Annotated in this window: 8 protein-coding genes; 1 reads left to right on the top strand and 7 read right to left on the bottom strand. The window is 67.8% G+C overall.

What is annotated here, in order from left to right; all coding sequences use genetic code 11:
- The first annotated feature begins 72 nt into the window (after window positions 1-72).
- Window positions 73-1,206 (top strand): mandelate racemase/muconate lactonizing enzyme family protein, encoded by a 1,134-nt coding sequence (locus tag BSF38_RS19465; RefSeq protein ID WP_076348414.1) that lies wholly within the window; start codon window positions 73-75, stop codon window positions 1,204-1,206.
- 16 nt (window positions 1,207-1,222) lie between these two features.
- On the opposite strand, the gene BSF38_RS19460 is transcribed toward BSF38_RS19465, so the two are convergent.
- From BSF38_RS19460 to BSF38_RS19430, 7 genes are all read right to left on the bottom strand, one after another.
- On the bottom strand, window positions 1,223-2,188 hold the full coding sequence (locus BSF38_RS19460) for a sugar phosphate isomerase/epimerase family protein (protein WP_145952238.1): 966 nt from the start codon (window positions 2,186-2,188) through the stop codon (window positions 1,223-1,225).
- 40 nt (window positions 2,189-2,228) lie between these two features.
- Complete coding sequence (locus BSF38_RS19455; protein WP_076348410.1) at window positions 2,229-3,506, bottom strand: Gfo/Idh/MocA family protein; 1,278 nt, start codon at window positions 3,504-3,506, stop codon at window positions 2,229-2,231.
- Window positions 3,503-4,327 (bottom strand): 3-keto-disaccharide hydrolase, encoded by an 825-nt coding sequence (locus BSF38_RS19450; protein ID WP_076348408.1) that lies wholly within the window; start codon window positions 4,325-4,327, stop codon window positions 3,503-3,505. Before BSF38_RS19450 ends, BSF38_RS19455 begins: the two co-directional genes overlap by 4 nt.
- A 20-nt stretch (window positions 4,328-4,347) precedes the next feature.
- A complete protein-coding gene (locus BSF38_RS19445; protein ID WP_076348406.1) occupies window positions 4,348-5,715 on the bottom strand; it encodes a DUF1501 domain-containing protein in 1,368 nt (455 codons plus the stop codon).
- 24 nt (window positions 5,716-5,739) lie between these two features.
- Window positions 5,740-8,238 carry a PSD1 and planctomycete cytochrome C domain-containing protein gene (locus BSF38_RS19440; RefSeq protein ID WP_076348404.1) on the bottom strand — a complete coding sequence of 833 codons (2,499 nt, stop codon included), beginning with the start codon at window positions 8,236-8,238 and terminating at the stop codon, window positions 5,740-5,742.
- Window positions 8,239-8,353: 115 nt separating this feature from the next.
- A complete protein-coding gene (locus BSF38_RS19435) occupies window positions 8,354-9,688 on the bottom strand; it encodes a DUF1501 domain-containing protein (RefSeq protein WP_076348402.1) in 1,335 nt (444 codons plus the stop codon).
- 313 nt (window positions 9,689-10,001) lie between these two features.
- The gene (locus BSF38_RS19430; RefSeq protein ID WP_145952237.1) at window positions 10,002-10,952 is read right to left on the bottom strand and encodes a hypothetical protein; all 951 of its coding nucleotides are present in this window, start codon (window positions 10,950-10,952) and stop codon (window positions 10,002-10,004) included.
- Window positions 10,953-11,752 lie beyond the last annotated feature (800 nt).

The raw sequence follows: 11,752 nt of genomic DNA, 5'->3' as shown, positions 1-11,752 counted from the left end.
AATTGCTTCCACGCCCCGGGAAATCACCGACTACCCGACGGGCGCCATCGGATCTGCGAGAGGTTTGCCATCGTGAAGATCACGTCGATCGAAGTCTGTCCGCTCACCGGCGCCACCGTCGACGGCGGCTGGCCACAGGGGCACGAGCCGCAGGAGAACCTGCACACGCTGGTGTTGCTCCGGACGGACGAAGGACTGGAAGGGTACGGGAGCTGCTTCACCTCCGGCCGACTCGTGGCCGGAGCGGTCGAACTCCTCTGGCCGCTGCTGCGCGGCGAGTCGGCCGTCGAGCCCGAGCGCGTGTCGGAAACGCTCCGCCAGGCGAATTTCTGGCAGGGGCGCGGCGGCTCCGTCGAGCACGCGATCAGCGGGATCGACATCGCCCTCTGGGACCTGATGGGCAAGGCCTGCGGCCAGCCGATCTCCCGGCTGCTCGGAGGCGACTATCGGACGAGCATCCGGCCCTACGGCTCGATCCTCTTCGACGAGCCCGAACCCCTGAGCCGGAAGCTTGAGGCGGTCGTCGGGCGCGGGTTCCGGTCGATCAAGCTCGGGTGGCGGCCGTTCGGACGCCGGAATCGGGCGTTCGACGAGCTGCTGGTGAAGACGGCCCGCGCGACCGTGGGCTACTCCGTGGAGCTGATGGTCGACGCCGGGGGCAGCGAGCAGTTCTGGCCGCACGGGGTGAACTGGGCCCGGAACACGGCGGCGATGCTCGCAAACTATGGAATCGTCTGGTTCGAGGAGCCGCTGCCGCCGGACGACCTCGAAGGGTACATCGAGCTGACCCGCACGTCGCCGGTGCCGATCGCCGGCGGCGAGGTGCTGACGCGCCGGCAGTCGTTCCGGCCCTGGATCGAGCGGCGGGCGGTGGACATCCTCCAGCCCGACTGCACGAAGAACGGCGGCCTGAGCGAGTCGCGGCGGATCGCCTGGCTCGCCGCCGATCACAACGTGCAGGTCGTCCCGCACGGCTGGAACACGGCGGTGGGCCTGGCGGCCGACCTCCAGTTCTCGGCGGCGATCCCGGTCGCCCGCTACGTCGAGTACCTGACGCCGTCCGCTTATATGGACGAGCTGACGACCGAGCCGTTCCGCCTCGACGCCGAGGGCAAGCTGACGATCCCGTCGGGCCCCGGCCTCGGCATCACGATCGATCCCGAAAAACTGAAGCGGTTCTGCCCGGAGCGGGTCACGTTCCGCTGAGCCCGCGCCTCGCCGATCAGGCCTGGAGTCCCTGGATCACCACTTCCAGGAACTCGCGGGCCCGGCGAGCCAGGGCGTCGACGCCTTCAGGGTCCGAAGGAGGACGGATCAGCGGAGCGGAGATGTTTTCGCAGCACAAGGGTAGGTCGCGACCGGTGAAGGCCACGAGCGACAGCAGCTTGTAATGGTCGATCTCGCCGAAGCCGGGGCCGCAGTCCTGATCCTTCGGGAAGTTCCGGTGGTCCTTGATGCAAAAGCTCCGGACCTCCCCGGCGCAGGCGCGGAGGTCGGGGATCGGATCGACGTCCAGGTAATCCATCACGTTGCCGGCGTCGTAGTTGACCCGAACGCCTGGGTCGGCCACCTCGCGAACGATCTCGGCGCAGGCGGCCCCGGTGCCCGTCTCGCCGCCGTGCTGCTTGACGACGATCGTCACCCCGTGGTCGCGCGCGATCGGGCCGAGCCGGCGGAACCGCTCGACCCAGAGCCGGCGGTTGCCCCCCCTGGTATGGCCGAAGGTGAGCACCTGAGGCACGCCCCCCGCCTCCGCCTGGAGGATGCGGGCCTTCAAGACGTCCTCGCCGTCGGTCGCCTCGGGATAGACCTCCGAGAACATCATCAGCGGCTCCAGGCCCATGTCGCGGCACCGCCGTCCCAGCTCCTTCGCCCGGCCTGGCGGTGCATCGGCGGCGAGGATCGGCGCTTCCCCGCCGGCCTCCTGGTGCGTCGTGCCCCAGGCGACGTATCGATAGCCCGCCCCCTGGATCCCGCCGAGCGCCCGCTGGAGCGGGAACCGCGCGTACGGCAGGGTCATGCAGGCGATCTGAAACCGGGTCGGCCGGCCCCGATCGGCAGGGGACTTCGAGCCGTCCTCCTTGGCGCCGGCCGTCCGGACAGCCCCCGCCACGACCCCGGCGGCCGCGATCCGTAGCCAGGCGCGGCGGTCGAGAGAATGAAGGCGGATTCTGGGATTGAGCGTCACCACATCGCCTCCAGTTGCGTTCCAAACGGGCGTCGTTCCCTCAAACGAAGGGGGTCTGCCCCGGGACGGCGATCCGGCAGACAGGGGGCGCGACGTCCCAATCGTACCGCGTCGGGCTGAGGTCTTCCCGGGAATTCAGGGCCATCTCCCAGGTAACTTCCTGGCCGGTGTAGGCGGCCATGCGGCCCATGATCGCCAGCAGGGTGCTCCTGGCCATGTACTCGCCGTTGTTCACGGGACGGCCGTCGCGGACGCTGGCGAACAGCACGTCGTGTTCGGTCTGGTACATTGCGTTCGTCGGCCCTTCGAAGACCCACTCCCCCCCCTCCGACCGGATTCTCATGCCCTTGCGGCGCTCGGCGAAATCGGCGCGCCCGCGAGTCCCGATCGCCCGGGCGCTCATGTCGTTCTTGCAACCCGGCTGCTGCCGGCAATTGCTGATGAGTACCGCGCCGTCGGCGTACTGGTAGGTGACCGAGAAATGGTCGTAGATCTGGCCGTACTCGGGACCGGTGAGCGCCTGGCGCCCTCCCATGCCGACGGCCGAGACGGGATACTGGTTCTTCATCGCCCAGGCGCAGACGTCGAGGTAGTGGACGTGCTGCTCGACGTTGAAGTCGCCCGAAAGCCAGGTGAAGTTGTACCAATTCTTCATTTGATAATACATCTCGGTCCAGCCGGGCTGCTTCGGCTTGCTCCAACGGCCGCTCCGATAGTCGTTGGCCAGCAGCGTGACCACTTCGCCGATGGCTCCGTCGTGGATGCGCCGGACCGTCTCGCGAAAGCCGTCGTCGTACCGAAGGCAGAGGCCGGAGACGACCGAGAGTCGCTTGGCCTTCGCCCGCTCGCAGGTCTCCAGCACCGAGCGGACGCCGGGGGCGTCGACGGCCACGGGCTTCTCGGCGAAAACGTGGACTCCGGCGTCCACCGCCGCTCGTAGGTGCTGAGGTCGGAAATGCGGCGGCGTGCAAAGCAGGATCAGATCGACGCCGCTCTCCAGGAGCCGCTTGTACGCGTCGAAGCCGACGAACCGCTTCTCGGGCCGGACGTCGACCCGGCCGCCGATCTTCTCGTCGGCCTTCAGCAGCTCCAGGCTCGCGTCCAGCCGGTCCTGAAAGGCGTCGGCCATGCCGACGAGCCGTGCGCCGGAGTCGGCGGCGAGCGCCTGCGAGGCCGCCCCCGTGCCGCGGTCGCCGCAGCCGACCAGGCCGACTCGAATGACGTCGTTGCCCGCCGCGTGCGCGTTCGGCATCGCTCCCAACGTCCCGGCGACGGCGGCGGCCTGGAAGAATTCCCGACGGGAGCGTCTCGGCGTCATGACGGGCCCTTTCCCGGTTCGACGGCGTGGAGTTCAAACGTGCGCACGAACAGCTCGAAACCCTCGGATTGGAGCAGGATCTTGCCGGCCGCGGGGGAGGCGTCGTAGGCTCGGTTGACCACGACGCCGTTGACACGGACGGTGATCCGGCCCCCGACGCATTCGGATTCGACCTTGGTCCACTCGCCCGGCGGGCTCTCCACGTCGTCCTTGCCGCGCGTGTCGAGCAGCTCGCGGAACTCCGGATCGTGCTTCGACCACCAGAGCTGGCCGTGGGTGAAGGTCCGCGGGGCGCCGCCGTCCTTCCAGCGCGGGCGGTTATCGGGACCGAGAACGACGTCGCTGGTGAGTCGCACGGGGATCGGTCCGCCCGCCGAATCCAGGCCAGGGATGACGATCAAGTCGCCGACGCACCCCTGGGCGAGCTGGCACTCGATCGACGCCATCCACGTCCCGCCGGCGCCGCCGTCGGGTCCAGTCGCGTGCAGGAGCAGGCCCGAGTTGCGAACGGAAGCGCCGTCGTCGTCCGTCCGCGAGCCCCACTTGTATTCGACGACCACGCGGTAATCCCGGTACGCCTTCTCGGTGGCCAGGTAGCCGAATCCGTCGCCGGTGATATGGAGCAGGCCGTCGGTCACGCGGAAGACCCTGCGCGGGTCGTCCCGCTTCGTGTCTTTGAGCCAGGTGGTGAGCCCGGTCAGGTCCTTGCCGTTGAACAGGCGTACGACCCTGTCCGGCCGCGCCGCCTCGCCCGGCGGCTCGTCGCCTCGGAGACCGCCGGGCGCAAAGGCCAGGACGGTCGCGGCGAAGACGAGCGCCATTCGCAATCGATCCGGCCCGGTCATGCGATTACCTGCTTCATGACGTTCCCGTGAACGTCGGTCAGGCGGAAGTCGCGGCCCGAATAGCGGTAAGTCAGGCGCGTGTGGTCAAGGCCCATCAGGTGGAGGATCGTGGCGTGGAAGTCGTGGACGTGGACGGGGTCCTCGGCCGGGGCGTCGCCGTACTCGTCGGAGACGCCGAAGCTGAAGCCGCCTTTCACGCCTCCGCCGGCCAGGAAGCAGGTGAAGCAGCGGCTGTGATGTCCCCGGCCGCGCGGGGTCAGGTCCTGCCAGGGGGTGCGGCCGAACTCCGAGCAGCCGACGATGAGCGTCTCGTCGAACAGTCCCCGTTGCTTCAGGTCGGCGACCAGCGCGGCGATCGGCTGGTCGACGTTGCGCGCCAGAGAGACATGGTCGTCGATGTTATTGTGGCTGTCCCAGTTCGTATTCGAGCCGACGTCGAACAGCTCGACCACCCGCACGCCCCGTTCGATCAGCCGGCGGGCGGTCAGGCACTGAGCGGCGAACGAGCTGGGGGCGTCGGCCGACGCGCCGTAGAGATCGAGCGTCGGGCGCGATTCGCGGCCGAGGTCGAACGCCTCGGGGGCCTCGCGCATCAGGCCGTAGGCGGTGTCGAAGGTCGTCATCCGCGACGCGAGGAGCTGGTCGGCGTCGTGGGCCGACAGGTGGGCCTGGTTCAGATCGCGAAGCATCCGCGCTTCCAGATCGCGCCGCGAGACCGAAGGCACGGGGCTCCTCACGTCGGGCAACGGGTCGGGGCCGGGGACGACCCGCACGCCCTTGTGATAGCCGGGCAGGAAGTTCGCGTCCCAGACCTGAAAGCCGTTGTACGGCTCCTTGGCCGCGAGCACGACGAACGACGGCAGGTTGGTGTTGAGCGTTCCCAGGCCGTAGCTGATCCACGAGCCGAGGCTCGGCAGCGGGATCGTCACCGAGCCGGTGTGCATGCCCAGGGTCGCCGCCGAGTGCCCGGCCGAGTCGCCGTGAACGGTGTGCAGGAAGCAAAACTCGTCGACGACCCCGCCGACGTGCTCGAACAATTCGCTCACCATCTTCCCGGACTCGCCGCGCGGGCGGAACCGGTAGGGCGAGGCCAGCACCTTGTTCTTGCCGACCGTCTTGTCATGGTCGCGCTGGAGCTTCGGCTTGTAGTCGAACGTGTCGAGATGCGAGAGCCCGCCCGTCATGAAGAAGACGATCATATGCTTCGCCTTCGCCGGGAAGTGGCCCGGGAGCGGCGCCAGCGGGTGGCCCGCGCTCGCCGCGGCGGCGATCGAGAGCCGGCGATGGAGCCCCAGCCCCCCGGCCGCCGCCAGCGCCGAACCTCGGCGGAGCAACGTGCGGCGATTCAGCGATCCATCCGTCATGTTTCGACCCTCGGAGATCGTCGGTCAATCGACGTAGAGGAACTCGTTCGAGGCGAGCAGGGCCCGGGTCAGACCGGCCCAGGCTTCCCCCTCGCGGCGATCGGTGGGCAGGCCCTCGTCGGCGAGGCTCCGCTCGTAATCGCGCAAAAACGCCTCCGCCCGGTCGCGTTCGGCACCCGTCGGCGGCCTGCCGAACGCCTGAGAGTAGGCCAGGCGGAGACGGGCCGAAGCGTCGGATTCGGCCGCGAGCAAGCGCCCGGCGAACCGCCGCGCCTGGTCGTGCACGAACGGGTTGTTCACCATGTAGAGCGCCTGCAGCGACACCGTGGAGCGATCCCGCACGGCTGTCGTCACGCTCGTGTCGGGCCCGTTGAAGAGGGCGAGATACGGGTGCGGGTGAAGCCGCTGCACCATCAGGTAAATACTCCGGTGCTCTGAGGGATAGACCGCCTTGAACTGGTGGTGGGCGGAGAAGGCCCAGGTCCCCTCGGCCGGGAACGGATGGGGCCCCGGCCGGTCGATCCGGAGGTTGCCTCCCAGGGCGAGCAGGCCGTCGCGCAGGGCCTCGGCGTCGAGCGGCCGGCGGTCGAACCGCCAGTACCAGGCGTTGCCGGTGTCGATCGCCGCGTTCTCCGAGTCGTGCTTCGAGGCGAGTCGGTATGTCTCCGACAGCATGATCCGCCGGTGCATCGCCTTGATCGACCAGCCCGACGCCACGAAGTCGGCGGCCAGCCAATCCAGCAGTTCGGGGTGGGTCGGCGGGGTGCCGCGAAGCCCGAAGTCCGAGGGCGTCGGAACGATCGCCTTGCCGAAATGATGCTGCCAGATCCGGTTGACCATCACCCGCGCGACCAGAGGGCGGGGCCGGCCCTCGGTCAGCCAGCGCGCCAGCGCGGGCCGGCCGCTCCCGGTCGGGGGCAGGTCGATGGTCCCGGCCGGATCGAACACCTTCGGAACGCCCCGAGGAACCAGGTCGCCGAGCTTCTGGGGATCGCCGCCGATCTGCAACTTCACGTTGGTCGGCCCGCCGTCGCGGACGGCGTAGGCACGCGGGGCCAGGGCCGTCGGGCCCCCCTGCTCCAGCCGCTTGATCTCAGCTTGAAGTCGTTGGAGCTGGCTTTCGCGCCGGCGGGCGGCCTTCGCCAGTTCGGCCTTCGCCGCCTCGGCCTCTCTGGCTGCGACAGCTCGATCGGTCGGCCCGGCGGCACCGGCGACGAACTCGGACACGGCGGCCGTCAGGGCCAGATCGCGCACCTTCGTCGCAGCCTCGCCGCGGGATTCGGCCTCGTCGAGGCGAGCCTGGAGCCGGGCGAGCTCTTCGCCATACTGCTTCTTGTAGTCCTGCAACTGGTCGGGCGCGACCAGGGGCGCGAACTCGCTCGGCTTGTGGTCCTCTTCCGATCCGGCGAACGGATACTTGGTGCCGGCGAAGAAGCCGTACAGGGCGTAGTAGTCGCGGGCCGTGATCGGGTCGTACTTGTGGTCGTGGCACCGGGCGCACCGCAGCGACAGGCCCAACACGACCTGGCCGGTCGTGTTCAGAGTGTCCTCGATGATCTGGTGGGGGTCTTCGAGTTTCACCGTGCCGAACCGCTTGGACTGGGCGAGGAACCCGGTGGCGATCACGCGGCGGGCGTAGTCGTCGGGAGGGCCGTCGGCGGCCAATACGTCGCCGGCGAGCTGCTCGTGGAGGAAGCGATCGTACGGGACGTCGGCGTTGAAGGCGTCGATCACGTAGTCCCGGTAGAGGTACGCCTCGCGGATCGGGTAGTCGGAATTGTCGCCGGCGGTGTCGGCGTATCGGGCGAGGTCGAGCCAGTCGCGGCCCCAGCGCTCGCCGTAGTGGGGCGAGGCGAGCAGCTCGTCGACCAGGCGCTCGTAGGCGTCGGGACGCTCGTCGGCCGCGAACGCCTCGACCCGTTCGGGCTCGGGCGGCAGGCCGATCAGATCGAAGGACGCCCGCCGAATCAACGTGCGACGGTCAGCCCGCGCGACGGGGTGAACGCCCTGGGCTCGGCACCCCGCGGCGACAAGCCGATCGATCGGGGAGGAGGCCCAGCCGGTCGGGTCCTCGGGGGGCGTGATGGGCCGGAGCGGCTCGAAGGCCCAGTGGGCCTGACCCTCGATCGGCCGGGACGCGGCGGACTCGGGCCAGGGCGCGCCGGCGGCGATCCAGGCGGCCAGGTCGTCCTGGACGGCACGGGGCAAGGGCCCGGAGGGGGGCATCTTGAGATCTTCATCGGCGTGGCGGATCGCCCGGAGCAGCGAGCCGCCGTCCGGGTCGCCCGGGACGACGGCCGGGCCGCTCTCGCCCCCGTCGAGCAGAGCCTGCCGCGAATCGACGCGGAGGCCGCCGCTAGCCTTCTTCTGGCCGTGGCATTTCACGCATTGGCCGGCGATCACCGGCCGCACGCGAAGTTCGAAGAAGTTCTCCGACGCCCCCTCGGGGGAGTCGGCGCGGGTCGTCGTCCAGCCCTGGGCCAGAACCATCGACAACAACAGGCTGAGGATCGTCCGGTTCATGTCGCGCACCTCCGCATCCACGCCGGGGGAGAGACCGGATGTTGAACAATGCTTCAACGAACATACCATCGGCGAGGCCGCGACGGAAGCCCGAGCCGAGGGTTCGCCGACGGCGTCAGGCCCGGGTCAATTCGGGGATCGGGCTGCCTTCGGGCAGCGCGAGCACCGGTCGGCCGGTCCGGTCATTGATCACGAGGCTTTCGGCGTCGATTCCCAGGTGCCGGTAGATCGTCGCCAGGAAGTCGCGCACGCCGACGCGCCGGCGCGTCACATCGGCGCCGTGCGGGTCGGTCGCGCCGACGACCTGGCCGCCGGGGATTCCGCCCCCGCTCATCAGCAGCGAGACGGCGCGGGGCCAGTGATCGCGGCCCGGCTGCTTCACTCCGGAGGCCGAATCCTTGTCATAGCTGATCTTCGGCGTGCGGCCGAACTCGCCGGTCACCACCACCAGCACGCGGCGGTCGAGCCCCCGCGCGTGAACGTCCTCGATCAGGGCGCTGACCGCCTGGTCGAAATACTGGCACCGCGTCTTCATCGCGTCGAAGACGTGGTGGTTCACGGCGTGGTCGTCCCAGTTTCCGATCCGGCCGCAGAGGGGGCCGTCCAGGCTCGTCGCGACGAGGTCGACGCCCGCCTCGACCAGCCGCCGCGCCAGCAGGCAACGCTGGCCCCAGGTGTTGCGGCCGTAGCGGTCACGAAGCCGGGGGTCTTCCTTGTCGAGATCGAAGGCTCGCCGCGCCTCCGGGCCGGTCGTGAGCGCGAACGCCTGCCGCTGGAACGAGTCGAAGGCCTGCGACTGAGCCGGGTCGTCCATCGCGCGGAGGAGGCCGTCGAAGCCCGTCGCGAGCCCTTTCCTTCGCTCCAGCCGGGCGATCTCGGCCGGATCGGCGAGTCCGATCCCGGGGACCGAGAACCCAGGCGCGTTGGGATCGCCGTACACGCCGAACGGCTCGAAGGCCGGGCCGAGATAGGCCGATCCGAGGTAAGGGATCGGATTGACGCCGACGTACGAGGGGACCCGTCGGCTCGGGTCGGACCTCGCCCGGTGCGCGATGCACATCAGGTCGGGGTGGTCGGGCTTGAGCTTGAGCGTCTGCTCCGGGTGCCCCGTGAACATCTGCTGGTTGCCCTGCTGATGGCAGAAGCCCGAGTGCGACAGCGAACGCAGGATCGTAAATTTGTCGGCCACCGCCGCATGGAGCGGCAAGAGTTCGCTGATGCGTACTCCCTCGGCCTTCGTGGCGATCGACCCGAACGGGCCGCGAATTTCGGCCGGCGCGTCGGGCTTCGGGTCGTAGGACTCCAGGTGGCTCGCCCCGCCCTGGAGCCAGACCACGATCAACGCGGTCCGCTCGCCGGTCGAAGGCGTCCCCGCCCGCGCCCTCATCGCGAGGAGCTGCGGCAGTGAAAGGCCGGCCAGGCCCGTTCGCAAGAACTCGCGACGTCGCATGAGGCTCGCTCCGCTCCGCCGAAGCCCGATCGCGTTCGGAAGAGAGCTGCATGTTAAACAATTGATTGCTCTGGGCCAAGGGACGTGAGCCGTTTCTCGAAGCGAGCGCGACAGCCCCTTCGCCGAGCACGCGACGCCGCTCGTACCGAGGGTCGGCCACGCTGTCGCCGGAGCAGACCGACGCAGCCCATGACGTCCCCGGCGACGTCTACCGCGAGCAGGATGCAGCCGCGTCACGGACTGTTGAGGCCGGCTCGTCGACCTGAGCATCGGCGAACGTCGTCGCTGGTTCGGTCGCGACCGCTGCAGTCCATCACCGGCGACGACGCGTGGCGGCCAGGACGCCCAGGGCTCCGAACGAGAGCATGAGGCAACCGCCGGGTTCCGGAATGGGGGTGATAAACCCGTGAGTGACGCCGTTTACGGTATAGCTCCCCACCAAATGGCCGTAATCGTTTATGTCCGAGATGTAGGTCGAAGAACTCCCCGGTATGACGAAACTCGTGACCGCGCCATCGGGGTCCCGCACGAAGCCGGTGGCGATCGTCACGAACCCGCTGCTGGTGAAGAAGCTTACGACGGAGTATCCGACGGCCTGGCCATCGTTGTTGGTGCCGCCCCCGAACGTCGACATGCTCTGTGGGACGTCGAAGGTGGTGAAACTGCCGTCGGCGGCGCGGACGTAGCCGTGAAACGCCAGCCCGTCGAAGTAGAACCCCGAGACCTGGCCTTGATCGTTGATGCCCTGCGCATACGTCCATGAGGCTCCGGGCACGTCGAAGGTGGAAAAGGTCCCGTCGACGCCGCGGATGAAACCATGGAAGTCGAAGACGCCGCTGAGCGAGTACGTGCCGGCGATCTGTCCGAGGTCGTTGACGGCGCTGCCGTACGTCGAGGCGGCCCCGGGCACGAAGAAGGTGGTGATCGTCCCGTCGACGCCGCGCTCGTACGCCTGGAATCCCAGCCCGGTGTCGTAGTAGCCGACGACGACCCCGCCGTCATTAATTCCATTTCCATATGTTGACATGCTTCCCGCCACGTCGAACCCGCTGATCGCGCCGTCCGCCAGACGTATGAAGGCGTGCGAGGTAGCGCCGACAGCGTAAGTCCCGACCGAAACCCCCAGATTGTTCAGGCCGGCGACGCTGGTCGACGTGCCGCCCGGTACGTCGACGGTCGCGTACGAGCCGCCTCGCACGTCGTTCGTCGCGAAAACCACCGAGAAGAGCAACACTCCATTCACGACCAATCCGATTCGTCTCATCGACGATTCTCCATACGAGCCCGCGTCGGCGGGCCCGCTCCAAAGGCGTCGCTCACACAGGATGAATTCACCGTCAGGCATTCTTTGAAGCCGAAAAGAGACGGAGCTGCGACGCCGATGGAAACCTTGATGTGCAGCCCTCGGGTCCCCACGACCCTCTGCGGCCAGGTTCGGAAGCGCCTGTCAGACCACAGGCGCGCGACCCGCAAGCCGCGTTTCACGATCCGAGCGGGAAACGCCGCCCTTGCGACCTCACATGCACGGTTGTGACCGACATGCTCCGTGTCAATAGGCTGCCGTCCCGAACGACGAGCAACCCAAGCTCATGGCGACGCAGCAAAAAACATTTTAATCTTCATCGACACGACTTGGTTGGCACAAGTCGATCAGCCGGCGCGTCTCCGACGAACCAACGCCGCACACACGCCGCTTAAATCGATATGTTTCCCGCCAGGCTACGGCCGAGCACTAGATTCAATGCGAAGCTCAGGCAAAACAAAACCTCCAATAGCCACCATAAGCCGCCGATCAACCGCCAACCGCCAAGCTATATTTCGCCATATAGCCAACGAAGCCATGGAGACACCTCACGCAAATTTGTATTTGATTGTTATATTTCATCCGCTTTGAATGTTGCGAAAAATAAACATGGACTTGGAACAAAAAGGGGGATTTTGCTTGACTCGCCTCACGCCCGACGATTTACTGTGCCCATTGAACATGCTGGTCCCTTAGACCTACTCGTTCATTAGACATTCTATTTCTTTAATCCTGCAGTGTTCTTGGATATGCTGTCGCCT

The sequence above is a fragment of the Paludisphaera borealis genome (assembly GCF_001956985.1).
Lineage (GTDB): Bacteria > Planctomycetota > Planctomycetia > Isosphaerales > Isosphaeraceae > Paludisphaera > Paludisphaera borealis.
This window is presented reverse-complemented; position numbering and strand designations above follow the sequence as displayed.